Origin of the sequence: Streptomyces sp. NBC_00597 (assembly GCF_041431095.1) — a bacterium.
In the GTDB taxonomy this organism is placed as follows: domain Bacteria; phylum Actinomycetota; class Actinomycetes; order Streptomycetales; family Streptomycetaceae; genus Streptomyces.
The window spans coordinates 2,446,747-2,470,871 of record NZ_CP107757.1; the positions used below are offsets into that span (position 1 = coordinate 2,446,747).

The 24,125-nt window shown below is 70.4% G+C and carries 27 protein-coding genes; 5 read left to right on the forward strand and 22 right to left on the reverse strand.

Features of this window, described 5'->3' with window-relative positions; translation table 11 throughout:
• Positions 1-29 precede the first annotated feature (29 nt).
• From OG974_RS10715 to OG974_RS10790, 16 genes are all read right to left on the reverse strand, one after another.
• Positions 30-770: a type 1 glutamine amidotransferase domain-containing protein gene (locus tag OG974_RS10715; protein ID WP_327282462.1), complete on the reverse strand. Its 741-nt coding sequence runs from the start codon at positions 768-770 to the stop codon at positions 30-32.
• A 70-nt stretch (positions 771-840) separates the two neighbouring features.
• Complete coding sequence (locus tag OG974_RS10720) at positions 841-1,584, reverse strand: MinD/ParA family protein (protein WP_327282463.1); 744 nt, start codon at positions 1,582-1,584, stop codon at positions 841-843.
• On the reverse strand, positions 1,585-2,844 hold the full coding sequence (locus OG974_RS10725; RefSeq protein WP_327282464.1) for a PP2C family protein-serine/threonine phosphatase: 1,260 nt from the start codon (positions 2,842-2,844) through the stop codon (positions 1,585-1,587). It abuts the gene before it with no gap.
• Positions 2,826-3,290 carry an anti-sigma regulatory factor gene (locus OG974_RS10730; RefSeq protein ID WP_327282465.1) on the reverse strand — a complete coding sequence of 155 codons (465 nt, stop codon included), beginning with the start codon at positions 3,288-3,290 and terminating at the stop codon, positions 2,826-2,828. The genes OG974_RS10725 and OG974_RS10730 overlap by 19 nt, the downstream gene beginning before the upstream one ends.
• A 5-nt stretch (positions 3,291-3,295) precedes the next feature.
• The gene (locus OG974_RS10735) at positions 3,296-3,607 is read right to left on the reverse strand and encodes an STAS domain-containing protein (RefSeq protein ID WP_030157520.1); all 312 of its coding nucleotides are present in this window, start codon (positions 3,605-3,607) and stop codon (positions 3,296-3,298) included.
• Between the two features lie 52 nt (positions 3,608-3,659).
• Positions 3,660-5,795, reverse strand: a complete 2,136-nt coding sequence (gene glgX / locus OG974_RS10740) for a glycogen debranching protein GlgX (RefSeq protein ID WP_327282466.1) — start codon at positions 5,793-5,795, stop codon at positions 3,660-3,662.
• Entirely contained in the window at positions 5,792-6,181 is a 390-nt protein-coding gene (locus OG974_RS10745; protein WP_327282467.1) for an STAS domain-containing protein, read from the reverse strand. The genes glgX and OG974_RS10745 overlap by 4 nt, the downstream gene beginning before the upstream one ends.
• Positions 6,182-6,218: 37 nt before the next feature.
• Positions 6,219-8,048, reverse strand: coding sequence for an AGE family epimerase/isomerase (locus tag OG974_RS10750; RefSeq protein WP_327282468.1), 1,830 nt, complete (start codon positions 8,046-8,048; stop codon positions 6,219-6,221).
• A 1-nt stretch (position 8,049) separates the two neighbouring features.
• Entirely contained in the window at positions 8,050-8,487 is a 438-nt protein-coding gene (locus tag OG974_RS10755; protein WP_327282469.1) for a VOC family protein, read from the reverse strand.
• Positions 8,487-9,098, reverse strand: coding sequence for a DJ-1/PfpI family protein (locus OG974_RS10760; RefSeq protein WP_327282470.1), 612 nt, complete (start codon positions 9,096-9,098; stop codon positions 8,487-8,489). Before OG974_RS10760 ends, OG974_RS10755 begins: the two co-directional genes overlap by 1 nt.
• The gene (locus OG974_RS10765) at positions 9,091-10,704 is read right to left on the reverse strand and encodes a GMC oxidoreductase (RefSeq protein WP_327282471.1); all 1,614 of its coding nucleotides are present in this window, start codon (positions 10,702-10,704) and stop codon (positions 9,091-9,093) included. The genes OG974_RS10760 and OG974_RS10765 overlap by 8 nt, the downstream gene beginning before the upstream one ends.
• A 13-nt stretch (positions 10,705-10,717) precedes the next feature.
• Complete coding sequence (locus tag OG974_RS10770; protein WP_327282472.1) at positions 10,718-11,098, reverse strand: nuclear transport factor 2 family protein; 381 nt, start codon at positions 11,096-11,098, stop codon at positions 10,718-10,720.
• 13 nt (positions 11,099-11,111) lie between these two features.
• Entirely contained in the window at positions 11,112-11,567 is a 456-nt protein-coding gene (locus tag OG974_RS10775) for a nuclear transport factor 2 family protein (protein WP_327282473.1), read from the reverse strand.
• A 23-nt stretch (positions 11,568-11,590) separates the two neighbouring features.
• Complete coding sequence (locus OG974_RS10780) at positions 11,591-12,022, reverse strand: nuclear transport factor 2 family protein (RefSeq protein ID WP_327282474.1); 432 nt, start codon at positions 12,020-12,022, stop codon at positions 11,591-11,593.
• Positions 12,023-12,062: 40 nt separating this feature from the next.
• Entirely contained in the window at positions 12,063-13,712 is a 1,650-nt protein-coding gene (locus OG974_RS10785; protein WP_327282475.1) for a thiamine pyrophosphate-binding protein, read from the reverse strand.
• A 32-nt stretch (positions 13,713-13,744) separates the two neighbouring features.
• Positions 13,745-14,569 carry a type 1 glutamine amidotransferase domain-containing protein gene (locus tag OG974_RS10790; RefSeq protein WP_328762152.1) on the reverse strand — a complete coding sequence of 275 codons (825 nt, stop codon included), beginning with the start codon at positions 14,567-14,569 and terminating at the stop codon, positions 13,745-13,747.
• Between the two features lie 268 nt (positions 14,570-14,837).
• On the opposite strand from OG974_RS10790, the gene OG974_RS10795 reads away from it, so the two are divergent.
• From OG974_RS10795 to OG974_RS10815, 5 genes are all read left to right on the forward strand, one after another.
• Entirely contained in the window at positions 14,838-15,110 is a 273-nt protein-coding gene (locus tag OG974_RS10795; protein WP_327282477.1) for a UBP-type zinc finger domain-containing protein, read from the forward strand.
• Complete coding sequence (locus tag OG974_RS10800; protein ID WP_327282478.1) at positions 15,107-16,831, forward strand: FAD-dependent oxidoreductase; 1,725 nt, start codon at positions 15,107-15,109, stop codon at positions 16,829-16,831. Before OG974_RS10795 ends, OG974_RS10800 begins: the two co-directional genes overlap by 4 nt.
• 54 nt (positions 16,832-16,885) lie before the next feature.
• Positions 16,886-17,404 (forward strand): hypothetical protein, encoded by a 519-nt coding sequence (locus OG974_RS10805; RefSeq protein ID WP_327282479.1) that lies wholly within the window; start codon positions 16,886-16,888, stop codon positions 17,402-17,404.
• Between the two features lie 77 nt (positions 17,405-17,481).
• Complete coding sequence (locus OG974_RS10810) at positions 17,482-17,817, forward strand: putative quinol monooxygenase (protein WP_030157498.1); 336 nt, start codon at positions 17,482-17,484, stop codon at positions 17,815-17,817.
• Positions 17,814-18,293 carry a group II truncated hemoglobin gene (locus tag OG974_RS10815; RefSeq protein ID WP_327282480.1) on the forward strand — a complete coding sequence of 160 codons (480 nt, stop codon included), beginning with the start codon at positions 17,814-17,816 and terminating at the stop codon, positions 18,291-18,293. The genes OG974_RS10810 and OG974_RS10815 overlap by 4 nt, the downstream gene beginning before the upstream one ends.
• Before the next feature lie 161 nt (positions 18,294-18,454).
• Here the strand turns inward: OG974_RS10815 and OG974_RS10820 are convergent, their stop codons facing one another.
• The 6 genes from OG974_RS10820 to OG974_RS10845 form a co-directional block, all read right to left on the reverse strand.
• On the reverse strand, positions 18,455-18,847 hold the full coding sequence (locus OG974_RS10820) for a barstar family protein (RefSeq protein ID WP_328762156.1): 393 nt from the start codon (positions 18,845-18,847) through the stop codon (positions 18,455-18,457).
• Entirely contained in the window at positions 18,844-19,317 is a 474-nt protein-coding gene (locus OG974_RS10825; protein WP_327282482.1) for a ribonuclease domain-containing protein, read from the reverse strand. Before OG974_RS10825 ends, OG974_RS10820 begins: the two co-directional genes overlap by 4 nt.
• Before the next feature lie 70 nt (positions 19,318-19,387).
• Entirely contained in the window at positions 19,388-19,609 is a 222-nt protein-coding gene (locus tag OG974_RS10830; protein WP_030157491.1) for a CarD family transcriptional regulator, read from the reverse strand.
• Positions 19,610-19,726: 117 nt separating this feature from the next.
• Entirely contained in the window at positions 19,727-20,773 is a 1,047-nt protein-coding gene (locus OG974_RS10835) for a sugar-binding domain-containing protein (RefSeq protein ID WP_327282483.1), read from the reverse strand.
• A 91-nt stretch (positions 20,774-20,864) separates the two neighbouring features.
• Positions 20,865-21,551, reverse strand: coding sequence for a ribulose-phosphate 3-epimerase (gene rpe, locus OG974_RS10840; protein ID WP_327282484.1), 687 nt, complete (start codon positions 21,549-21,551; stop codon positions 20,865-20,867).
• Between the two features lie 1,100 nt (positions 21,552-22,651).
• Entirely contained in the window at positions 22,652-24,112 is a 1,461-nt protein-coding gene (locus tag OG974_RS10845) for a transcription antitermination factor NusB (protein WP_327282485.1), read from the reverse strand.
• Between the last annotated feature and the right edge of the window lie 13 nt (positions 24,113-24,125).

A 24,125-nucleotide genomic window follows, 5' to 3' on the forward strand; every position in this document is an offset into this window, starting at 1 on the left:
TGCCTTCCGGTGTCGGATTCGGGGGCGTTCTAGCCCTTGGCGAGCTGTGTCAGGAACGTCTCGGCAAGGGCCTTGGAGGAGTATGGGTTCTGGCCGGTGGTGAGCCTTCGGTCGACGACCACGTGCGAGTCCCAGATCTTCTCGGCCTTCTCGTAGCGCGCGCCGAGGCGGGTGAGCTCGGCCTCAAGGATCAGCGGGAGGCGGCCGGCCATGTTCGTGACCATCTCCTCGCTGTGCGAGAACGCCGTCATCCGGTAGCCCTCGAACGGCCAGCGGCCTTCGCCGTCGCGCAGCGCGAGCAGGGAGGTGTGGCCGTGGCAGACGGTGGCGAGCGGCTTGTCCTGGGCGATGGCCCAGCGCAGGACCTGCGCGAGTTCGTCGGAGTGGGGCAGGTCTCCGATCGCGCCGTGGCCGCCGCTGACGTAGATGCCGTCGTACTCGGCGATGTCCTTCTCGCCCAGGGACTCCAGGGCGATGGGGTGGGTGAGCTGGGGGGTGCTCTCGATGACTCTCACGTACTCGGCGGCGTTGGCCGCGTCCTCGTCCGGCGAGCCCTGGGGGCGGACCCACTGGAGGAACTTGGGGTCGATGCTGGTCTGGTCGACCGTGGGGGCCTGGCCCCCTATCGTCGCCACGTCCACGGTGTGGCCTGCGGCCTTGAAGAGGGTGTAGGGAACGACGAATTCCTCGGCCCAGAATCCCGAAGGATGCTGTTCCCCGTCCAACAGATGGAGCGTTGCCTTGGCCGTCATGACGACGAGAATCTTCATGACTGTTCTCCTTGTTCTGGAATCGCTGCCGATTCAACACGCCCCCTGCAGGGGGCGTAAGGGGGGAGCGTCAGGCGCGCGATACTTCGTGAGGTGCGTCCAACGCGGAGATGATGGTGCGGAATTCACCGACCAGTGGGTGGTCGGGATGGGCTTCGGCGAATATGCGCTCGCCGTACAGGGCCGCCATTTCCGGGACATAAGGAAGGATTCCGGCCAGGGGGGCGCCGTACACCTCCTCGGCACGGCGGCGGACCTGTTCGCCGTCGACGCCCTCGGGGGCCATGCTCATGACCAGAGCCCGCCGGCAGGCCAGCCGCCCGGCCAGGGCGATGGTCTCCTCGACCCCGGACAGGTCGATCCGGTCGGCCCGGGCCATGATCATCAGTACGTCGGCGCTCGCCATGGCGGTCACCGACTCGTTGTTCAGCCCGGCGTGCGTGTCGAGCAGCAGCACGTCGAGCCCGTAGTGCCCGGCCAGCCGGTCGAAGCCCTCCGGCAGCAGCCCCACGTCGTAGCCGCTCGTCATGAGCTCGCGCAGGGCCGCGGTCCCGGTCCGGGCCGGTACGACGTACAGCCCGGGCACGGCGACCTGCTGGGCCGTGGCTTCGATCTCGCAGCGTCCGAGCAGGTAGTCGGCCAGGGAGGGACCCGGGCCGAGCCGGAAGAGCAGGTCCAGGGTGGGCGACTGGATGTCCGTGTCGACCACCCCCACCCGGCGCCCCTGACCCGCGATGAGCAGGGCGAGGTTCGCCAGTACCGAGGACTTTCCGGTCCCGCCGCGGTGCGAGTGCACCACGATGGTCCGGGTCATCTAGGCCACCACCCGGTCACCGGTACCGTCCGCGTGCGGCCCCCGCGCCGCACGTGGCCGGTGCAGGGCCAGCATCGTGACGTCGTCGTGCTGTTCGGCGCTCCCGGTGTGCTCCCGTACCGCGGTGTCCATCCGGTCGACCACCTCCCTGCCGCTCACCGGGGGGCCGGCGAGCAGCTCCAGCATCCGCTCGTCACCGAGGAAGCTGCCGCTGGGGCAGCGGGCCTCCGGCACTCCGTCGGTGAACACGAACAGGGTGTCGCCGGGGTCCAGTTGTGCGTAGCCGAGCGTGTACACGCAGTCCGGCAGCACCCCGACGGCGGGACCGGTGACCTCCAGGGCGAGCGGGTCGCCGCCCTCGGCGCGCAGCAGCAGCGGCGCGTTGTGACCCCCGTTGATGTACACGAGGCTGCCGGTCAGCGGGTCGAGCACGCCGAAGAACAGGGTGGCGAAGTAGCCCTGCCTCAGGTGGTTGCGGGTCAGGTAGCCGTTGGTGGCGGTGACCGCGTTGAGCAGGGGTGTCGCGCCGACCACCGGGATCCGCCGGCTGCCTCCCGCCCGTCCCGCGGCCACCAGGTGTTGCAGTCCGCTGTTCTCCGCGGTGTGCCGCAGCAGTGAGCGGATCAGCGCCATGAACAGTGCGGCGCCGACCCCCTTGTCACAGACGTCGGCGACGACGAAGGCGAGGCGGCGGCCGCGGGAGATCTCGAAGACGTCGTAGAAGTCGCCCGCGACCTGCCGGGCGGGCCGGAACCGGACGTCGATCTCCCAGCCTTCGGGGACCGGCAGCGATTCGGGCAGGAAGCCGGCCTGGATCTCCCGACCGATCTCCAGCTCCTTCTCGTAGCCCATGAGTTCGGCGCGGGCATCGGCTTCGCGCAGGGTGCGGCCGAGTCCGGCGCGCTCCGAGCAGGTGTTCAGCCGGGCCCTGACGAGCGTGGGCAGGAAGGGCGGTACGAGGTAGTCGTGGCCCAGCCGGACGTGTTCCTCCAGGGCGGCGAACTCCGTCGCCGTCCAGACGACCACGATGGGTGCCCCGGCCCAGCGGCGCAGCCGCCGTACCGCGAGGCGCACCGACTCGCCGTCGGCCTCGGCCGGGGCGAGCAGTACGTCGGCGACGGGTAGCCCGTCCAGCGGGCCGTTGCGCAGCTCGCTCAGCGTGCGGGCGACGAGTTTCGCGTCCATCGACCGCAGTGCGTCGAGCAGTTCGAGCGGCGGCGGAGGGTACTCGTCGAGGATGATCACGGTCGTGGAGGGCATGGGTCCGTCCCCTCGGCGTTCACAGTCAGCGTGCTGATGTTGCGGCCGTCCCTGCGTTCGTAGCTGAACTCGTCCACGCTGGTCAGCGCCAGGTGGATGCCGAGTCCGCCGACCCTGCGCCGCTCGGGAGGAGTCCCGGGGGCGGGGGGCAGGCAGCCCCCGACCGGGTCGAAGGCCGGCGCGGAGTCCGCTATGGAGATCTGCACCCGGCCGGGACCGGAGCGGCCGCGGACGGTGATCCGCCCGTCGCCGCCCCGGTACCCGTGCATCACGACGTTCGTGGCCAGCTCGTCCACGGCCAGCCGGATCCGGTACGCGGGGCCCTTGCCCAGGCCCGCCCGGCCGGCCAGCCGCAGGACGAACGAGGCGATGTCGCCCAGTGCTCCCAGGGTGGCGGGCACCTCCAGCTCGGCGGGCGTCCTCGCCAGTTCGACCATCTCACTCATGCGATTCACTCATCGGAGAGCACGATGCTGCGGTCGAGCCCGGCCGTCCGGATGGTCCGGGACACGGGCTCGATCGCGCCGACCACCTTGATGGTCACGTGGTTCGCCACCTTCTGCTGGGCGAAGACCAGGGACCGCAGTCCGGCGCTGGCCATGTAGCCGACACCGGCCATCCTGATCTCGACCGTGCCGGTGCCGTGCCCGGCGGCCTTCTCGATGGTCTGGTGGAAGTCCGGCGCGGTCTTGGCGTCCAGCTCTCCCGCCAGCTCGATCACGGTGGTGTCGCCCTCGATGCTCAGGGACACGGAAAGCGGCATGTCAGGTCTCCTTCGGCCGTTCGATTGGAGCGTTCGGTCAGGGCATGTGCGGCTAGAGCTCGGGATCGGGCGTCCGGCCGACCAGGATCACGACCGAGCGCGGACCGATCAGGTACTTCCCGGCGTTCTCCAGCTCGGCCTCACCGCCCGGGGTGCGGATGTCGTGCGGGGCCTCGGCCCCCGTGTCCGCGAAGAGGTGCCAGCTGCGCCCGTGCGGCAGCGCGGGCAGCTCCAGGTCGTGCGACTCCCAGTGCGAGTTCATGGCCACGTACACCACGTCGTCGTCCCCGGTGCCGCAGCGGGCCACCGCCAGCAGCCGGCTCTCCGCCGACCAGTCGGGCTGCCAGGCGCGCTCGCCGTGCCAGCTGATGTCCGGCAGTCCGAGGCTCTCGCGGACCTGGCCGGTGGGGTGGGAGGTGGAGCGCAGTTCGCGGTGGTGCCCGCGGAAGGCGATCATCTCCCGGGTGAAACGGAGCAGTTCGGCGTTCTCGTCGACCTGGTCCCAGTCGAACCAGGACAGCTCGTTGTCCTGGCAGTACGTGTTGTTGTTGCCCTGCTGGGTGCGGGCGACCTCGTCGCCCGACAGCAGCATCGGGATGCCCTGGCTGGTCATGAGGATGGCCAGGGCGTTCTTCATCTGGCGCGTCCGCAGCCGGTTGACCTCGGGGTCGTCGGTCGGCCCCTCGGCCCCGCAGTTCCAGCTGGCGTTGTCGTTGCCGCCGTCGTTGTTGCCCTCGCCGTTCGCCTCGTTGTGCTTGTCGTTGTACGAGACGAGGTCGGCCAGGGTGAAACCGTCGTGGGCGGTGAGGAAGTTGACCGAGGCGGAGGTGCCGCGGGTGGAGTACAGGTCGGGCGAGCCCGCGATGCGGGTGGCCAGCTCCCCGGTCACCCCGGGGTCGCCCTTGAGGAAGCTGCGGACGGTGTCGCGGTACTTCCCGTTCCACTCCGCCCAGCGGCCGTACGCCGGGAAGTTGCCGACCTCGTAGAGGCCGCCGGCGTCCCAGGCTTCGGCGATGAGCTTGGTGTGCCGAAGGACGGGGTCGTACGCGAGCAGCTCCAGCAGCGGCGGGTTGGGCAGCGGAGTGCCGTCCAGGGCCCGGCCGAGGATGGCCGCGAGGTCGAAGCGGAAGCCGTCGATGTGGTAGTCGGCGACCCAGTGGCGCAGGCAGTCGAGCACGTAGTTGCGCACGACGGGGTGGTTGCAGTTGACCGTGTTGCCCGTGCCGCTGAAGTTGAAGTAGTACCCCTCGGGCGTGAGCATGTAGTACGTGGCGTTGTCGAGCCCCTTGAAGGAGATCGTCGGGCCCTGCTCGTTGCCCTCGGCGGTGTGGTTGAAGACGACGTCGAGGATGACCTCGATGCCGGCCGCGTGCAGGTCCTTGATCAGTGTGCGGAACTCGTCGCCCTGCATCCCGTAGCGTCCGGTGGCCGCGTAGCCGGCCTTGGGCGCGAAGAACGAGACGGTGTTGTAGCCCCAGTAGTCGAAGAGCCGCTCGCCCGTCTCCGGGTTGGTCCGCGGGTTGTCGCTCTCGTCGAACTCGAACACCGGGAGCAGTTCGATGCAGTTGATCCCGAGTTCCTTGAGGTACGGGATCTTCTCCCGCAGCCCCGCGAACGTGCCGGGGGCGGTGACCTGTGAGGAGGGATGCCGGGTGAAGCCGCGCACGTGGGTCTCGTACACGACGAGGTCCTCGGCGGGCAGCCGCAGCGGCGTGTCGTCGCCCCAGTCGAAGTCCTGGAGGCACACGCGCGAGCGGTACTGGTAGCCGCGGCTGCGGTCCGGCTCCACGCCCCACACGTCGCGGCCCGCGATCAGCCGGGCGTACGGGTCGGAGAGGATCTGCCGGGCGTCGAAGCGGTGGCCGGTGACCGGGTCGTAGGGGCCGTCGGCCCGGTACCCGTACTCGATGTTCTCGTGGTCGAGGCCGAAGACCGTCATGGCGAAGACGCTGCCGGTGCGGAACTCCTCGGGGAATTCCAGCTCGGCCATCGGCTCGGGCTCTCCGCGCTTGAAGATGACCAGGGTCATGGAGGTCGCCTGGTCGGAGAAGACGGAGAAGCTGACCCCGCCGGGGACCACGTTGGCCCCGAAGGGGAACGGTTTGCCGGCGCGGACGCGGTACCCGCCCACTTCGTGGGTCGGGTACGCGTCGACGCGCAGGACCTGCTCGGACTGGGCCTCGGTCATCGTGCGACCACACCGGCGACAGAAGCGGCCTTCGCGGTCGGCCTCGGCTTGGACTTGGACTTGGCCTCGGCGGCCGCCGCCTCGCCCGTCGCGAAGAAGTCGAGGAAGCCGGTGGCCGACATGACGAACCGGACTTCCTCGCTCACCCCGTACAGGGTGACCGCGACCCCGGCGTGCTGGGCCTCGCGGTAGACGACGAGCAGGGTGCGCAGGCCCGCGCTGGACACGTACGTGACGGCCGTGAGGTCGATGCGCAGCGGCTTGCCCTCGCGGACCAGCGGCAGCAGGGCCTGCAACAGCTGTCCGGAGGTCTCACTGTTGATCTCGCCGGTGGCGACGAGGACGGTACCGCCCTTGTTGCGGCGTTCCTTGACGTTCAGAGACATTGCTTTCCCCTCTTGTCGGGGCGCCCCCCGTTGAGCGCTATGAAGTCACCGGGCGCAGCCGGACCTTGACCTTGACCCGCCCCTGGACGTCGGGCAGCCGGACGGTGAGGCCGTCGGCGTCGAAGTCCCGGTACGGCTTCTCGTCGATCTCGACGGCCGCGATCTGCACCGATCCCGCGGGCAGCAGGTCGGGCGAGACGCGCAGCACGCGGTCGGGCAGGTTGGTCGGGTCGGGCTTGAAGTGGAAGTCCATCTCCCGCCCGTTGATGAGCAGGTTGTTGTAGACGGCGGACAGGTAGCAGAGCTCCGCCGAGTGGTACATGGACATCGAGTGGCTGCCCTTGAGCCGCTCCGTGCCGAGCAGGTACGGCGTACCGCTGGCGAGCACGTTGAAGTAGACGGCTCCCTCGTCGTGGTCGAGGAAGAAGGTGTTGTAGAAGGCCTCAGCCTGCCGGGCCTCGCGCAGGAAGGCGTCGCCGCCGACGGTGCCGTTCAGGATGAGGTAGGCGAGGATCGCCTGCTCCTGCTGCCACCAGGCCTTGCGGTCGTGCCAGGCGAAACGATACGTCTCCTGGCCGTCCTTACTGGTGGACTTGATGCGCTCGACGACGTCGTACCAGCCGCCGCGCTGCACGTCGCTGCCGACGGCCGGCATGATCTCGCCGATCTTGCGGGCGAGCTCCTCGTAGGCCGGCTTCGGCTTCAGCGAGTTCATCCGCATCAGGTTCCAGGCGATCTTCAGGTTGTGCCCGACGACCGCGCGGTTCTGCTGCCAGCTGTGCGCGGTGTCGTGCGACCAGTCGCGGAAGAAGCGCTCCTGGACGAAGGGGCTGTTCTTGTAGTCCGGGAACTTGTCCGCGATGGTGTCGAAGGTGTACTCCAGGAAATCGGCGTACCTCTGCTCGCCGGTCGCCAGGTACAGGTTGATCAGGTACGCGGGTGCGTGGTCGCCGACCGAGTTCCAGTTCTTGCGCTCGGCGTTCTCCCCGAGGGACTCGTGGTCCGCGCTGAACAGGATCGGGTCGATGTGCGAGTAGTAGCCGCCCTGCTCCTCGTCCTTGAAGAACTTGTCGAACAGCCGGATCGTGGCGTCCGCGTCGTTCTTGATCCGGATGTCGCCGGTGACCCGGTAGGTCTGGATCGGGCCGGCCAGCGCGTAGATCTGCTCGTACATCGGGATCGCGTCGTAGTCGTCGGAGAACTCCGAGGTGAACAGCTTGCGCTCGCTGTCCCCGTCGACGCTGATGCCGTGGTACCAGAAGACCACGTCCTCCTCGCTGTCCACGACCCGCATGTGCTTGCGCAGGTACTCGGTGCCGCGTTCGGCGACCTCCAGGTACTCGTCCTTGCCGGTCAGCAGATAGGCCGAGGCCATGCCGTAGACCAGCCGGGAGATCGTGTCGGTCTCCTGGACGTGACTGGCGGTCTTGTCACCGCCGAGCCGGATCTCGGTGCGGTACTCGGTGAAGTCCACCGGGCCCTCGCCGAACTGCGCCCGCTTGTAGAAGTCGGCCAGCGACTCGATCTGCTTGACCCACCAGCTGGGCTCCTCGAACCGGTAGTCCTCGGCGCCGCGGCCCAGGAACACCAGGCGCTTGGCGTCGAAACGCCCGCCGCGCTCCGGGTAGTGGACGCCGTAGACGAAGAGGAACCGGCCCGGGGAAAGCATCTCGTCGATGTGCCCGGAGGCGTCGATGTACGGCTCGTCCAGGTTGCGGACGAGCTCGGCACTCGGGTCGCCGGCGAGGGAGACGTCGAACTCGCGGCCGTCCGAGGTCTTCAGCCGCAGCAGGCGGGACTCGGAGTCGAAACGGCCGACGTAGCCGGCGATGGTGTCGGAGAAGGAGAAGCTCACGGCGTCCGCCATGTCATGCACCGTCCTTGTCGTGTGAGCGGTCGTCCTCGAATCCCTGACTGACCTCGACGATCACCCCGTCGGGATCGCGGACCCACACGGTCCGCCAGCCACAGATGAAGTCGTCGAAGTCCAGCGGCCCCAGGGTCACTTCGGCCGCGTCGCCCAGCTCGGCCAGGAACGCGTCCACGCTGTCGGTCTGGAAGGCCAGGTGGCGCATCCGGCCGGGGGCCTGCGGTCCGTCTCCCCCGGCCACCGCCGGGCGGCCCGTTTCGCTGCCGGTCGCGAAGAGCTCCAGGTACGCGTCCCCGCGGCGCAGGAACACGATCTGGGCCTCCCCGAGATCGACCACCCGGGCCCGGGTGAAGCCGAAGTACCGGGTGTAGAACTCCTCGGTGGTCTTCTGGTCCGTGCAGTTCAGGCCCACGTGCGACCAGACCATGCCGGCCATCAGCCGGCCCCCCGGCCCCGCCCCGCCGCGATCAGCTCGATGATCCGGCGGGCGAAGAGGTGGTGGTGGGCACCGGTGCGACCGGTGACCAGGTCACCGTCGACCACCACGTCCTCGTTGACGTACTCGGCTCCCATGTTCCGGACGTCGCCGATGAGGTTGTTGTGGCAGACCACCTTGCGGCCCTCGATCTTGTCCGGGATCGAGGCGGCCAGCCACATGCCGTGGCAGATGATCCCCTTGAGGACCGTCGGCTCCTCGAAGGCCCGGCGCAGCAGCTCCGTGGCCGGCGCGAGGACGTCCACGTCCTCGGTGTAGCGCAGCCGGTCGGCCACCATGCCCGAGGGCACGATGATCGCCGCGTACCGGCGCAGCTCCTCGTCGCTCAGCCCCTCCAGGGACTTGTCGGCGGTGAACGGCGCCCGGTACTCGTGCCCGGAGAAGGTGATGGAGTCGTTGCCCCACAGCCGGGTCAGGAAGTCGACCTCGGCGCCCTCCTCGGCGAACCGGTGCTGGTAGTAGAAGATCTCCGGCTCGTAGAAGTCGCTCTCGACCAGGACCGCGATCCGGGTCCCGCTCAGCGCACCCTCGCGCAGCACGGCGTCAGGCACGGGACACCCCCCTCAGGAAGTCCGCCGCGCGCTCGGCGATCATCGCGATGGCGGTGTGGCAGTTGCCCGACGGGACCGCGGGCATCACGCTCGCGTCGACGACGCGCAGGTTGCGTACGCCGTGCACCCGCAGCTCGGGGTCGACGACCGAGAGGTCGTCGATGCCCATGCGGCAGGAGCCGGCCTGGTGGTGGTAGCTCTCCGACTTCTGCTTCGCGAAGGTCCGCAGGTCCTCGTCGCCGTCGTGACCGGGACCGGGCTGGAGCTCCTGCTTGTACCAGGGCGAGAAGGCCGAGGTCGCGAAGATCTCCCGGGCCAGTTTGATGCCCTGCACCATCCGCTCCAGGTCCCACCGGTCGCCCAGGTAGTTCGGGTTGATCAGCGGGTGGGCCAGCGGATCGGCGCTGGCGAGCTTGATCCAGCCGCGCGAAACGGGCCGCACGACGCCGGGCAGGATGCTCACCGTGTTCGGGTGGTCCTTGCCGACGATCACGTCGAACGGCACGTGGACGAAGGCGATCTGCAGGTCGGGGGCGGGCAGACCCGGCTGCGAGGACAGGAACAGAGCGCTCTCCGACAGGTTCTGCGCCGGCGGCGGGAGTTCCTGGGTGACCTCGGCCATCAGCCCGGTCAGGACGTGGTTGTGGAAGTTCTCGCCGACGCCGGGCAGCGCCGCGGTGACCTCGATGCCGTGCTCGCGCAGCTGCTCCGGCGCGCCGATGCCGGAGAGCAGCAGCAGCTTCGGGGACTCGATCGCCCCGGCCGCCACGATCACCTCGCGGCGGGCCCGTACGGAGTGCGGACCGGGCTCGGCGGGGGCGCTGCGGCCGTCGCGCACGATCCGGCCGGGGAACTCGGCGGGCGGCGCCAACTGCACGTACTCCACGCCCGTGCAGGTGTCGCCGTCGAAGAGCAGCCGGGTGCTCTGGGCGCTGGTGCGCAGCGTCAGGTTGGGGCGCTCCAGGGCCGGCTCCAGGTAGGCGGCGAGGGTGCCCTGGCGGCGGCCGTCGGCCACGTCGATGTGGTGCCAGCCGGTGCCGAAGAGGCCGCGCCGGGGCCCGTCGGTGTTGAAGTCGGCGATCTCCTGGTGGCCGAGCTCGACGGCCGCGTCGATGAAGGCGCGGGAGACCGGGTTGGGGCCGTGCTGCCCGGCGTTGGTGATGCGCTGCGGGCCGCGGGTCCCGGTGGTGGGTGCGGTGACGTCCTCCTGGCCCTCCAGGAGCGCGAAGTACGGCAGGACGTCCTCGTACGCCCAGCCGGCCGCCCCCTGGTAAGCCCAGTTGTCGAAGTCCGAGGCGTGGCCCCGGATGTGCATCATGATGTACAGGTTGCTGCTGCCCCCGGGGGCCTTGCCGCGCGGTTCGTACGTGCGGCGTCCGTCGAGCCCGGGCTGCGGGACGCTGGTGTAGCCCCAGTCGACGGGCCCGCCGAGCAGCTTGTACCAGGAGGACGGGTCGTCCACCTCGGGCGGGATGCGGTTGCCGCCCGCCTCCAGGACCAGGACGGAGACGTCCGGGTCCGCGGAGAGCCGGTTCGCGAGGACGCTGCCCGCGGTGCCGGATCCCACGATGACGTAGTCGTACTCTTCTCTCTCGGCGTTCGCCACGAGTCGGCCCCCCTCAGCCCTGGCCCAGCACCTGGAAGGGAACGGTGTCGTGGTAGTTCGCCATGTAGGCGATCTTTCCGTCCACGATCCGGAAGAAGTTCATGACCTCGGCCTCGATCGCCTCGCCGGAGGTGCTGACGGCGCTGAGGTGGGAGACGGCCGCGGCCTTCTCCCCGTCGACGAGGAAGTGCACGGGCTCGTTCCGGAAGACCCGGTACATCGTCCCCATGCCCTTCATCATCGAGCGCAGGACCTCCAGGCCCTCGATGTGTCCGGCGAGCTGCTCGTCCATGACCTGGTCGTCGGCGAACAGGTCGCACCAGCGGTCCCAGTCCCCGGCGTTGGCGTACTCGTAGTACTTCTCAAGGATCTTTCGTGCGTCCAGGGCGCTCATCGCGCTCCTCCCCCTATCGGTCCCGGCGGGTTCCGTCCGGCGCGAACGGCGCCCAGAACTGGCTGAAGGCGGTCGCCGAGTCCCCGAAGAGCCCGTCGCGGCCCTCGATGATCCGGCCGTCCCGCCACCGCATGAAGTGGAAGACGGGGTAGTCCATCCGCTCGTACGGGGACCGGCTCGCCCCGTCCGCCCCGTCGCGCACGGCGACGTTGCGGCACACGTCGGCGCTGCAGCCCTCGCCGACGAGGACGGACTGGATGTCCATGCGGAAGGTGCCGCCCGTGAGCTTGTGCGTCTGCCCCATCAGCTCCAGGAAGGCGTCCAGGCTCTCGTACCAGCCGGCCAGCGGGTGGTTGCCCGGCACCAGCCAGCGCAGGTCCTCGGAGTAGTACTCCAGGATGCGGGCGCGGTCGCCGGAGCCGAGGGCGGCGTAGGCCGCCTCGACCCGCTCCCGTGTCACTTCGGTCATCGTCGCTTCTCCTTCGCCGGCGCTCAGAGCGAGGCGGAACCGGGCATCGGAGCCAGGTCGTTGACGGTGTACTGCTTGATCAGCGGCCCGTCGGGACCGGCCACGACCGTCCAGGTCTGGTCGGCGTCGAAGCCGAGCCACTGGCTGCGGGCGGCCGGCGGGTCCCAGATCTTGGCCTGCCAGTTGACGAGGACCCGGACGATCGCCCGGTCGCCCTCGATGACGGGCTCCACCTTCGTGACGGTGTGGACCTCGTCGAAGAAGCGGTTCGTGACCGCCGTGTACCAGCGGCCGAAGCCCTGGTGTCCGAGGAAGGTGTCCTCGGGGACCTTGAACTCCAGGTCCTCGGTGATGAGGGCGAGCACCTGGTCCTGCGGCAGGTGCTGGTCCAGGGCCACGTACCAGTTCTCCGCGAAGGTGCGGATCGCGTCCTCGGTCAGCCGCTCGGCGGGCATGCGGTCTCCTCCTGTCCGTGGTGGTGTGCGGTGCGGTGGTTCAGATCTGTACGTCGACGAGGAACGGTCCGGGGTGCTCCAGCATCCGGGCCACCGCGGCGGCCGCCTCGTCCGGCTTCTCCACCCGCGTCCCCCCGGCGCCCAGCGCCCGCGCCAACCCGGCGAAGTCGATCTCGGGGTGGGAGAGGTCGAAGGAACCCGGAAAGCCGTGCTGCGGGATGTCCCGCTCCCGCCAGTACTGGGCGATGTTGTCGTCCAGCAGCCGGTACTTGCGGTTGTTGCAGACCACGAACTTGGCGTCGATGCCGTGCCGGACCGCGGTCCACAGCGCCTGGTACGTGTACATCGACCCGCCGTCGCCCGCGAAGCCGACGACGAGGCGGTCCGGACGGGCCAGCTTGGCCCCCACCGCCCCCGGGAAGCCCACGCCGAGCGAACCGCCCCGGGTGAGGTGGTAGTCGCCCGGCCGCTCGGGCGGCAGGTACCGGGTGACCAGCGGGGAGGTGGTCAGCGCCTCGTCGAAGACGATCAGGTCCCCGCCGGTCCGCTCGGCCAGCGTCCGCAGGAAGACGGCCATCGGCGTGCCGTCCTGATCGGCCTCCGCCGACCGGGCGGCCAGCGCCCGCTCCCGGCTGCGGGCGTCGAGCCGGGCGGCCGCGGCCGCCCGCCGCTGCGGGGTCAGCAGGCGTTCGAGTACGCCGGCCAGCGCGCGCAGCGCCTGCTTGGGGTCGGCCGCCAGGCCCAGGTCCACCGGGTGGTTCTTGGCGATCTCGTACGCGTTCAGGTCGATGTGGACGACCTTGGCGCCGGCCCGGAACGGGCTCTCCAGCTCGGGGAACACCTCCGGGAAGACATAGGTGCCGACGATCAGCACCCCGTCCGCTCCGGCGACGAGTTCCCTGCTGTGCGGGCCGAACATGTGGCCCGTCTGGCCGCGGCGCAGCGGGTGCGAGGCAGCGATGTTCACCTCGGAGGAGTCCACCTCGTACACGTCGGCGCCCAGCAGCTCGGCGACGGCGACGAGCTCGCGCTGGGCACCGGAGAGCGAGACACCGTCCCCGACCAGGACCACGGGCCGCTCCGCGGAGGCCAGCAGTTCGGCCGCCCGCCCCACCGAAGCCGGTGAGGGCGCCACGTCAGTGAGCGGCACCGCGGCGGGCAGGACGGGCTCGGAGTTCAGCTCGTCCAGCACGTCCATCGGCAGCGCCACGAAGACCGGGCCGCGCGGCGGGGTCAGGGCGATCTTGACCGCCCGGCGAATGGTGCGCAGCACGGAGTGCCGGTCGGTGACCCGGGTCGCGTACTTCGTCACCGGCTTGGCCATCGCCACCAGGTCGGACGCCATCTGCGCGTCCATGGCGTCGTAGCGGACCCCGGCGTCCCCGGCGACCACGACGAGCGGGGTGTGGCCGCGCAGGGACTGGTAGAGCATCCCGATGCCGTTGCCCAACCCCACCCCGGAGTGGAGCTGGAGCAGGGCCGCGCCGCCGGTGGCCCGGGCGTAGCCGTCGGCGATGCCGGCGGCCACGGTCTCCTGGAGGGCGAGGACGTAGTGGAAGTCGTCCGCCGCGTCCACCGCGTCGAGGAATCCCTGTTCCACCGTCCCCGGATTTCCGAACATCACATTCAGGCCGTCGGCCTTGAACTGCTCGATCAGCCTTTCCCGTCCGGGAGTGGCTCCGGAATTCATCGAACTCCCCCTCATTCTCACGGGATTTCGGATCACCACCCGTAGCGGGTGAGGCCTTCCTCCAGGACTTCCACGATCTTCTGCCCCGTGAGATACGAATCGGGGGTGGAGCGGCCGGTCACGAACGGGAAGTCGACGATCACCGAAAGCGGGTGGCCGAAGTTCCCGTGGTACGCCCCGCGCGGGCCGGTCGCATCGCGCAGGATGTACTCCAGCGGGTACGGCGGCGGGCCCATGTTGAAGTCGGTACCGAGGAACCCGGTGCCGTCCTTGTAGTCGTACTCCTTGCAGTGCCCGGTCACGTGCTTGCCCCAGATGATGCTCTTGCGGTCGCCCCAGTCGCGGGCGAAGGCCAGGCAGGCCACGCCGTAGCACTCGGCCGCCACGACCTTGCCGGCCTTCTTGAAGGCGAGGATCAGGGCGTGCACGCGCTCGTTGTTGGCGAGGTCGACGATGGGCCCGCTGCCGCCGACGATCAGGATCGCGTCGTAGCCGGCGATGTCCGACTCCAGCTTGTCCAGATCGCGGTGGTACTGCTCAAGCTTGGGCAGGTAGCCCTCGTCGCTCGTGTACGGCCGCTCCGGGACCCACGCCTCGATGTCGAGCGGCGAGTCCAGCCGGCTCGACTGCTCGAACTCCCGCCCCAGCCGGGCGTTCTCCTCGGTGGTGACCGAGCGTCCCAGTGGAGGGTCGATGAAGTTCGCGTCGAGGCTCGGCGGAAGAGCGTGCGCACGCTTTCCGGTCGGCGTGGCGAATACGACTTCGTAGCCCCGCTCATCGAACTTCGACACGGGGCCTATCAGTTCTTCGGCCCAGTAACCGTGTTCGGAGACAATGACCAGAATCTTTCTGCTCACGGATTCCTCCAGGCGCCGCCTGTTGTCGTTGGCGTCCACCACACTGCTTGTGCCCGAGGCCCCCGTCAAAGCGCCGGTATGCGACTTCGTGAGGTAGGCGGGCAGGTCGCAGGGGCACCTCAGGTAGTCACTTCCGGAGGTCATGAAGTAGCCGCGAGACTTCCTGACTTCGGCCGAATCGCTGAACCATTACGGGGGCACCGACCTATGGTCTGGACGCGCCGTGAATCCAGGGGTGCGCGAAGGATCGAGGAGAGGGACGGGGCCGATGACGACAGACCTGTTGTGCACACACATCGATCAGATACGTCCGGTGAAGCCGGGCACCGAGGGCTGCGAGGAGTGCCTGGTGCTCGGCGACACCTGGGTGCACCTGAGAATGTGCCTGAGCTGCGGGCACGTCGGATGCTGCGACTCCTCCAAGAACCGCCACGCCACCAAGCACTACCGCACCACCGAGCACCCCATCGCCGCCTCGCACGAACCCGGCGAGACCTGGGCCTGGTGCTACGCCGACAAGCTGATGCTGGACGCGGCATGAGCGCGGCCCCGGAGAGCGCCACCGCCCCCGCCACGACGGCCGCGGCCGCCGAGCGCGCGGAGAGCCGCAAGCCCGTCATCCTGGCCGTGGACGACGATCCGCAGGTGCTGCGGGCCGTCCGCCGCGACCTGCGCAGCGCCTACGGCGACCGCTACCGGGTGCTCGGCGCGTCCTCGGCCGCCGACGCTCTCAAGATCCTGGACTCCCTCGACGAGCGCGGCCACGACCCGGCGCTGTTCCTCGTGGACCAGCGGATGCCCGACGTGACCGGCGTCGAGTTCCTGCTGGAGGCCGTCAGCCGCTTCCCGGACGCCCGCCGCGTGCTGCTCACGGCGTACGCGGAGACGGACGCGGCGATCACCGCCATCAACCGGGTCCGGCTGGACTACTACCTGCTCAAGCCGTGGGACCCGCCGCACGAGCGGCTCTTCCCCGTCCTGGACGACCTGCTCTCCGACTGGCTGGCCACCTACCGTCCCGCGTACGACGGCATCATCGTCGCCGGCCACCTCGTCTCCCCCGGCACCCATGCCGTCCGGGACTTCTTCACCCGCAACGGCCAACCGTTCCGCTTCCTCAACGTCGAGCGCGACCCCGAGGCCCTGACCCTGATCGCCGCCCAGCCCGACGCGGTGCTCCCTCTCGTCCGCTTCCCGGACGGGGCGGTGCTCTCCGCGCCGTCCGACACGGAGCTCGCCCGGCGCCTCGGGCTGGCCACCACCGCCTCGCGCCCGCACTACGAGTGCGTCATCGTCGGCGCGGGCCCCGCGGGCCTGGCGGCGGGCGTCTACGCGGCCTCGGAGGGCCTGTCGACCCTGATGCTGGACTCCCGCGCCCCGGGCGGCCAGGCCGGCACCTCCAGCCTGATCGAGAACTACCTCGGCTTCCCCTCGGGCCTCTCCGGCGGCGACCTGACCCGCCGCGCCACCATCCAGGCCTCCCGGTTCGGCGCCGAGATCCTGCACCCGGTGGAAGTGGTCTCGCTGACCCGGGACGACCCGGCGAAGATCCTGACCCTGGCCGACGGCACGGAGATCAGCGCCGAGACGGTGCTGCTGGCCACCGGGGTCTCGTACAACCGCCTTCAGGCCCCCGGCGCGGACCGCTTCGAGGGCGCCGGGCTCTACTACGGCGCCGCCACCACGGAGAGCTCGGCCTGCATCTCTCAGCACGTGTTCATCGTGGGCGGCGCGAACTCGGCCGGTCAGGCGGCGGTGCACTTCGCCAAGTACGCGGCCCGCGTGACCATCCTGGTCCGTGCGGAGTCCCTGGACGCGAGCATGTCCCGCTACCTGATCGACGAGATCGACCGCACCCCCAACATCGAGGTCAAGGTCCGCACGACGGTGGTCCGACTGGACGGCGAGGAGCACCTGGAAGAGCTGACCCTCCACGACGCGACGACGGGCGAGGACACACGGGTGCCGGCCCGCTTCATGTTCACCTTCATCGGCGCCCGCCCGCACACCGACTGGCTGTCCGGCATGGTCGAGCGGGACGAGTACGGCTTCGTGCTCACCGGGTCCGACCTGATCGCGAACGGCGGCGAACTCCCGGCGGAGTGGAGCCTGGAGCGCGCCCCGTACCCGCTGGAGACCAGCGTGCCCGGCGTCTTCGCGGCGGGCGACGTCCGGGCCCACTCGGTCAAGCGCGTGGCGTCGGGCGTCGGCGAGGGCGCGATGGCGGTCTCTCTCATCCACCGCTACCGGTCGATGGGCTGAGAGCGAACGCGAATCCCTTGCGATCAAGCGACTGCCGGATGCAACGTTGATTACATGATTACATCCGAGCAGAGCGAGCAGCTTCGCAAGTGGTTCGCGGACCGCCTCCCCGTGGACGTGTACGAGTCCCTGATCGACGTGGCGGTCGACCGCGAGGAGATCACGGTCGTCGGCGCCATCCCGGCGACCGAGTCGGTCAAGGAGTTCCGCGAACGCACCCGCGAACAGCGCATCGAGGTGGCGCGGGAGGCGGAGGAGCTCTACCGCCGCAAGGTCGCCTGGGCCGTCCAGTCCGGCGACGACCGCATCCTGTTCACCCACCTGGCCGTCCCGGTGATGACGCGCCTGCGCCAGCCGGAGCGCCAGGTCCTCGACACCCTTGTCGCGGGCGGCGTCGCCCGCAGCCGGGCCGACGCCCTCGCGTGGTGCGTACGCCTCGTCGGCCGCAACACGGACGAGTGGCTCACCGAACTCCGCGACTCCCTGGCCAAGGTCCAGCAGGTCCGCGCCGCGGGCCCGGACGTGTCCGACGACTCCGGGGCGGCAGACTCCCAGAAGTCTGGGTCGGAATGACGAAAGTCCTCCCCACCCGGGCATGATCACGCAAGTCTGACTGCGACCGGCACCGATCACAGGGAGAGGCACGCCCCATGACCACCACCGTCGAATACATCCGCTACCGGATCGCATTGGACGACCAGCAGGCCTTCGAGGACTCGTACCGGCAGGCCGCGGAGGCCCTGGCCGCGTCACCCGAGTGCATCGACTACGAGCTGGCCCGCTGCGAGGAGGAGAACGACCGGGAGCGCTACATCCTCCGCATCCGCTGGACCTCGGTCGACGCCCACCTCAACGGATTCCGCAAGGGCGAGCACTTCCCGGCGTTCTTCAGCGCGATCCGCCCGTACGTGAAGGCCATCGAGGAGATGCAGCACTACCGCGTCACCGACGTGGCCGGCCCCGGAAAGGCCGCACCCCAGTCATGAGCACCACACCCGGTACCACCCCCACCATCTACGAGTGGATGGGCGGAGCGGAGGCGATGAACCGCCTCACCGACGCCTTCTACGCGCACGCCCTGCAGGACGAGATCCTGGCCCCGGTCTTCGCGGGCATGGACTCGGAGCACCCCCAGCACGTCGCCGTCTGGCTGTCGGAGGTCTTCGGCGGCCCGGCGCAGTACACGGCCCACCACGGCGGCCACCAGCACATGGCCACCAAGCACCTGGGCCGCGGCATCACCGAACGACAGCGCCGCCGCTGGGTGGACCTGCTGATGGACACGGCGGACGAGGTCGGTCTCCCGACGGACCCCGAATTCCGCGCGGTGTTCGCGTACTACATCGAATGGGGCACCCGCATGGCCCTGATCTACTCGGGCCCCAACCCCCCACCGGTGGACGCGGCGAAGATCCCCGTCTGGTCCTGGGGCCAAACGCCCCCGTGGATCCCGAAGAGCTAGACCCGTACCGGGGGCAGAGCCGATCGCTCTGCCCCCTCCGGGACGTTCGGCCCCTCCGGCCCCATGTGGCCCCGGCGGCGTTCGAAGCGCGGGGTTTCGGGGGCGGAGACCCGGAAACGAGGACGGGACGGGCCCGGCAAGGAACCCGTGCGGTGACCGGCTCAGCGCCGGGACGGACTCCGCGGAACATCCGGGGCCTGGGCCAGGACCACGGCCAACGCCCCTCCGTCGGCATCGCGCCAGAACGCGACGGCCTCCTCCAGGACCTCCCGCAGCGTCTCCCACTCCCCCGGCCGCGCCCCCGCGTACGACGACCACGACGTCACCACCACCAGGCGCCCCGGCGCGGCCGGCAACCACGACAGATCGATCAGGGCATCGGCCAGCGCGTCCCAGTTCTCCCCGAACCACTCCGGCACGTCCAGCGCCGCACCCCACCGCCGCAGCAGCTCGGCCTTGCCGTGTACGCCGCCCAGGTCCACCCGCAGCGTCGTCCAGCCCGCCTCCTCGGCTCGGGCCAGCGCCGGGGCGATCGGCTGCGGATCCAGGGTCATCGCAGGACCGCCTTGAAGGTGTCGTAGTGGTCGTCCGTGTAGAAGAACTCCCCGCCCTCACCGGTCACGATCCGCCGCGCTCCGCGGTCGCGCTCACCGGGGGTGTTCACCGTGAACTCGTGGTAGTAGCCACGTTTTTGCCGCGGGAGGACCTTCTCGAAGTTCCCGAAGACGGTCCCGTCCTGCCGGTACGGGTACGGCCCGCCCTTGTCGATCAGCGCGAGCACGTCCCGGGCCTGCGCCGGCAGCGCGTCGGCCCGTACGGTCGCCATGCCTTTGGCCCAGGCGGGCACCGAGACCCGCGCCGAGGGGGACGCAGGGGCATCGGCCCCTGAACTCACTCCGGCTGCGGCGGACGGCGGCGCGGCCTTCACCCCGCCGCACCCCGTCACGCCGGCCAGCGCAACGCAAAGGAAGAGCGCCCCCACCACACACCGCAGCAACGACTGGGGCACGTCCCTGAAGATCATGCACCGATCGTGCCAAATATCCGATTCGCTCGCGAATCGCCTGGTGACGGTGGCCGAGACGGCGACGGCCTCAGAGCGCGGACATCTTGGTGTAGGGACTCAGAATTCTCTTCTGGACCGACCCGAAGTCGACCAGGACGGCGATCCCCTCCTCGATACCGACGACACGGCCGAGGCCGTGCTCGTCGTGAGAAACCCGGTCGCCGACGCTGAACTGCCGGAGCGGCGGTTCCACGGGGGCCTTGAACGGGCTGGACGGCAAATGGCGGCGAGGTACTGCGGACTTTGTCATTGAGACCAGTATGCGCCCCGCGGGCCGCCCCACGGCCCGCCGTTCGGATCTCAATTGCGGCACCATCCGCCCCGACCCTCCCGCGGCACCGTGCTGCGCGCCGCGCGCCGCCCCGGATCAGTCGTCCGGGTCGGCGCGGTCCAGCGCGGGCCGCAGCCCCGGGGCCGATTCGGTGAGCAGGTAGTCCGCGACCGCCGTGTCCGTGACCAGGCTGGTCACGAGCCCGGACCGGAGCACGGCCCCGATCGCGGAGGCCTTGCGGAGCCCGCCCGCGATGGCCACGACCTCGGGGATGCGGCGCAGCCGGTCCGCCTCGACGGTGATGCAGCGCTCGCCGAGGTCCCGTCCGACACGACGCCCTTCGGAATCGAACAGGTGGGCGGACATTTCGGCCGCGACACCGAGCGAGGCGTAGTGGGCCCGCTCCTCGTCCGTGAGCATGTCGTGGACGGTCGAGATACCGGGCTCCCACGAGCCGATCGAGACCGCCGCGACGGTCACCTTGTCGAAGTACTCGAACGCCCGGGCGATCCCCGTCTGGTTCCGCAGCGCGGCCGCGGTCGCCGGGTCGGGGAGCAGCATCGGCGCGTAGATCGGGTGCGCGTCGCCGCCCGAGACCTGGGCGGCCCGCCGTACGGCCTCCACGGACCCGCGCTCGGCCGTGCCGGCGTCGTACACGCCGGTCAGCTGTACCACGGTGCACTGCGGCAGCCGGTGCAGGGACGCGGCCATGTGGATGGTCGACCGCCCCCACGCCAGGCCCAGCACGTCACCCTCGTTGACGAGCTCGCCGAGCAGGTCGGCCGCGACCGCGCCCAGGTTCTCCGGGTCCGGCGCGTCCTCGGTCGCGTCGGCCGGGGACTCGACCACGACCGCGTGCCGGAGCCCGTACCGGGCCCGCAGCGCGTCGGAACGCTCCGCATCGAGCTCGGCGGGTACCCGGATCTCGATCCGTACGAGGTCACGCTCAAGGGCCGTCTCCAAGACCCTGGCCACCTTGAAGCGGCTCACGCCGAATTCCTCGGCGATCTGGATCTTGGACTTGCCCTCCAGGTAGAAGCGGCGGGCCATGGCCGCCGCCTGCACCAGCTCCGCGGGTCCCATCCGCAGGGCTGACCGTCCCGCCGACATTGCAGACACCGCGTTCTCCTCACTGCTGTTCACACTCTCGACTCGCCGTTCATCCTGTCAGATCCGGCGGCCGTTGATCAGCCTGGACAGCTCCCGTTCACCGAGCTGTTCACCAACCCTCGTTTCAGTGGTCACAAGCCCAGGGCGCCGCGGCGATCGCGACGTCGGCCTGCTCCCGCAAAGTACGCACGGCCGCGGACGGGTCGACCGCCCCGTAGACGGCGCTTCCCGCGACGAACACATCGGCGCCGGCCTCGGCGCACCGCTCGATGGTCGTGGCCGAGACCCCGCCGTCGACCTGGAGCCACAGCTCCAGGCCGTGCTTGGCGATGAGCTCCCGAGTACGGCGGATCTTGGGGAGCATGATGTCGAGGAAGGGCTGGCCGCCGAAGCCCGGCTCGACCGTCATGATCAGCAGCATGTCGAGCTCGGGGAGGATGTCCTCGTACTGCTCGATCGGCGTGGCCGGCTTGAGCGCCATGGACGCGCGGGCGCCCTTGGCCCGGATCTCCCGCGCGAGCCGCACGGGCGCGGCGGCGGCCTCGGCGTGGAAGGTGACCGACCCGGCTCCGGCCTCGACGTACTGCGGAGCCCACCGGTCCGGGTTCTCGATCATGAGGTGCAGGTCCAGCGGGATGTCCGTGGCGCGACTCAGGGACTCCACGACGGGCACACCGAGGGTGAGGTTCGGGACGAAATGGTTGTCCATGACGTCGACATGCAGCCAGTCGGCCCCCTCCACGGCCTTCGCCTCCTCGGCGAGGCGGGCGAAGTCGGCGGACAGGATGCTGGGATAAATCTGAGCGGCCATGCCCCAAGCCTGCCATGCCCCCGTGCACTTCCGGCCACGACCCCGCAACTCGGGACTCTCGCAGCCATGCTTAATCGATCACGGAGAACGCTTAACTTGCCCTTCGGAATCCCCGCCGCCCGGAGCGACACCGCCGCACCGCCCACCGCCGGAACGACCGGCGAGCCGGAATGCCGGGGGCGGGATCGGCGAGGTCGGCCGGGGGGGGCGCGGGGGCGGTCCGGGCCGAGCCACATCGGTGACGTGGACCGGGATACCGGGGGGCCGGGTCGGGGCGGGACGGTGTCGGCGGGCTGGACCGGGGGCCGGGGGGCTGTCGACTCGGAGTCGGTGACATCGCGGCCACCAAAAGGGACAAACGGGCTGCTGTCGCCCACTTGGGGGTCTGTGGCGGTCGTGGGCGGCTTATGACCGGCACAGACGGCCGGCGGACGCTTAAGCGGAGAGAAGCGCGTAGCGATCTGGGGCGTCTGCCGGCCCATCTCTACCCACATGGGCTTCTGACCGCTGCCTGGTGCGGCTTGAACCGACCTGGGTCCCGGGAGGGCCCTTTGTCGGCCCGAATGGGGGCAGGCCCCTCCCCGCGCACCACCATCGGCTGCGATCGGTGATCCCGGGACGCGAACCCCCGGCCATCCTTCGGGGGCTTCCCGACAGTCTTTGGCATTCCGGGACGGGCCGGCCAGTCAAGGGTGGAGCGCAGCGACATCGCGAAGCGACGCGACGAAGGAGCGCCCTTGACAGGCCGGCACGGCACGGCAGGACAGTGGACTGACGGGACGCCCCCGCACACTCCACCGACACCGAGTCGACAGACCCCGCCCCCGGCACCCCGACCGACCCCACAGACACCGCCCGGCCCACACCCCGCCCCAGCGCCCCCGCTGACCTCACGAACGCGGCTCGGCCCGGACCCGGCGCGCCGCACCCCGGCCGACCTCACCGACGCAGCCCGCCCCAGACCCCGCGCTCAGCACCCCGGCCGACCCCATCGACACCGTTCAGCCCGGACCCGCGTCCGTCGCCCTGACGGCGATGGCGGTGACGGTGGACGAGGCGGCCATGCACCAGCCCCGGACCCCCGCCCCCGCCCCTCCGTGTTACCCCGTGCGGCGGATCAGCGCCAGGTACATCGCGTCCGTTCCGTGCAGGTGCGGCCACAGCTGTACGTCCGGGCCGTCGCCGAGGGCCGGGACGCCCGCCATGTACGGCCTGGCGTCGATCAGTTCGACCGAGACCGGCGAGGCGCCCGCGCCGCGGCCCTTGATGACGTCGTCCACGACGACCCGGGTCTCGGCCAGGTGCGGGGAGCACGTCGCGTAGCCCACGACGCCGCCGATGCGGACCGCCGACAGGGCCTCGCGCAGCAGTGCGCGCTGGAGCGGTGCCAAGCCCTCCAGGTCCTCGGGGCGGCGCCGCCACCTGGCCTCGGGGCGCCGGCGCAGCGCGCCCAGACCGGAGCAGGGGACGTCCATCAGGACCCGGTCGAAGGTGCCCGGCCGCCACGGCGGCCGGGTGCCGTCGGCGGCGATGACCTGGTACGGGCCGGGGTTGCCGGCCAGGGCGCGTTCCACGAGGCGCGCCCGGTGCGGCTGCTTCTCGGAAGCCAGCAGGAACGCCCCGCGCTGGGCCGCCAGGGCGGCGAGCAGGGCGGCCTTGCCGCCGGGGCCCGCGCAGCCGTCGAGCCAGCGCTCGTCGCTGCCTTCGACCGGCGCCGCCGCCAGGGCCATCGCCACCAGCTGGCTGCCCTCGTCCTGGACGCCGGCGCGGCCCTCTCGGACGGCCTCCAGTGCGCCGGGCTCGCCGCCCTCGGCCATCCGGACGGCGTACGGCGACCAGCGCCCCGGCAGCGCCGAGTCCTCGCCGACCGCTTCGACCAGTTCCTCGGTCGTGGACCGTCCGGGCCGTGCGACCAGTGTGACTTCGGGCCGCTCGTTGTCCGCTTCGAGGAGGTCCTCGATGCCGGCCCGGCCGCCGCCGAGTGCGTCCCACAGGGCGCTGACGACCCACCTCGGGTGGGAGTGGTAGACCGCGAGGTGTTCCTCGGCGTCGTCCTCGTACGGCGGGGCGACCCGCTCCAGCCAGCCGTCGAGGTCGTGCGCGGCGATCTTGCGCAGTACGGCGTTCACGAACTTGGCGCGTCCGTCGCCGAGCACCACGCGGGCGAGCTCCACGCTGGCGGAGACCGCCGCGTGCGTGGGGATGCGGGTACCGAGCAGCTGGTGGGCGCCGAGCGAGAGCACGTCCAGGACCGGCGGGTCCACCTCCCGCAGCGGCCGGTCGATGCAGGCCTTGATGACTGCGTCGTACGTGCCTTGCCGGCGCAGCGTGCCGTACACCAGCTCGGTGGCCAGCGCGGCGTCCCGCGCCAGGAAGTTCTCGTCCTGGCGGGCCTTGCGCAGCAGCGGGGGCAGGACGAGGTTCGCGTACGCGTCGCGTTCGCCCACCGCCCGGAGCGCCTCGAAGGCGAGCATCCGGACGGGGTCCTTCTTGGGGCGGCGGTACGGCTTGGCCGGCCGCTGGCCTGCGGCGCTGCGCGGGGGACGGGACTGTTCGCTCACGTGAAAGGTGCTC

Bases quoted from the DNA above. Each gene is read 5' to 3' on its own strand.
- OG974_RS10715 (WP_327282462.1), bottom strand. From the start codon at position 770: ATGAAGATTCTCGTCGTCATGACGGCCAAGGCAACGCTCCATCTGTTG.
- OG974_RS10720 (WP_327282463.1), bottom strand. From the start codon at position 1,584: ATGACCCGGACCATCGTGGTGCACTCGCACCGCGGCGGGACCGGAAAG.
- OG974_RS10725 (WP_327282464.1), bottom strand. From the start codon at position 2,844: ATGCCCTCCACGACCGTGATCATCCTCGACGAGTACCCTCCGCCGCCG.
- OG974_RS10730 (WP_327282465.1), bottom strand. From the start codon at position 3,290: ATGAGTGAGATGGTCGAACTGGCGAGGACGCCCGCCGAGCTGGAGGTG.
- OG974_RS10735 (WP_030157520.1), bottom strand. From the start codon at position 3,607: ATGCCGCTTTCCGTGTCCCTGAGCATCGAGGGCGACACCACCGTGATC.
- glgX (WP_327282466.1), bottom strand. From the start codon at position 5,795: ATGACCGAGGCCCAGTCCGAGCAGGTCCTGCGCGTCGACGCGTACCCG.
- OG974_RS10745 (WP_327282467.1), bottom strand. From the start codon at position 6,181: ATGTCTCTGAACGTCAAGGAACGCCGCAACAAGGGCGGTACCGTCCTC.
- OG974_RS10750 (WP_327282468.1), bottom strand. From the start codon at position 8,048: ATGGCGGACGCCGTGAGCTTCTCCTTCTCCGACACCATCGCCGGCTAC.
- OG974_RS10755 (WP_327282469.1), bottom strand. From the start codon at position 8,487: ATGGCCGGCATGGTCTGGTCGCACGTGGGCCTGAACTGCACGGACCAG.
- OG974_RS10770 (WP_327282472.1), bottom strand. From the start codon at position 11,098: ATGAGCGCCCTGGACGCACGAAAGATCCTTGAGAAGTACTACGAGTAC.
- OG974_RS10775 (WP_327282473.1), bottom strand. From the start codon at position 11,567: ATGACCGAAGTGACACGGGAGCGGGTCGAGGCGGCCTACGCCGCCCTC.
- OG974_RS10780 (WP_327282474.1), bottom strand. From the start codon at position 12,022: ATGCCCGCCGAGCGGCTGACCGAGGACGCGATCCGCACCTTCGCGGAG.
- OG974_RS10785 (WP_327282475.1), bottom strand. From the start codon at position 13,712: ATGAATTCCGGAGCCACTCCCGGACGGGAAAGGCTGATCGAGCAGTTC.
- OG974_RS10795 (WP_327282477.1), top strand. From the start codon at position 14,838: ATGACGACAGACCTGTTGTGCACACACATCGATCAGATACGTCCGGTG.
- OG974_RS10800 (WP_327282478.1), top strand. From the start codon at position 15,107: ATGAGCGCGGCCCCGGAGAGCGCCACCGCCCCCGCCACGACGGCCGCG.
- OG974_RS10805 (WP_327282479.1), top strand. From the start codon at position 16,886: ATGATTACATCCGAGCAGAGCGAGCAGCTTCGCAAGTGGTTCGCGGAC.
- OG974_RS10810 (WP_030157498.1), top strand. From the start codon at position 17,482: ATGACCACCACCGTCGAATACATCCGCTACCGGATCGCATTGGACGAC.
- OG974_RS10815 (WP_327282480.1), top strand. From the start codon at position 17,814: ATGAGCACCACACCCGGTACCACCCCCACCATCTACGAGTGGATGGGC.
- OG974_RS10820 (WP_328762156.1), bottom strand. From the start codon at position 18,847: ATGACCCTGGATCCGCAGCCGATCGCCCCGGCGCTGGCCCGAGCCGAG.
- OG974_RS10825 (WP_327282482.1), bottom strand. From the start codon at position 19,317: ATGATCTTCAGGGACGTGCCCCAGTCGTTGCTGCGGTGTGTGGTGGGG.
- OG974_RS10830 (WP_030157491.1), bottom strand. From the start codon at position 19,609: ATGACAAAGTCCGCAGTACCTCGCCGCCATTTGCCGTCCAGCCCGTTC.
- rpe (WP_327282484.1), bottom strand. From the start codon at position 21,551: ATGGCCGCTCAGATTTATCCCAGCATCCTGTCCGCCGACTTCGCCCGC.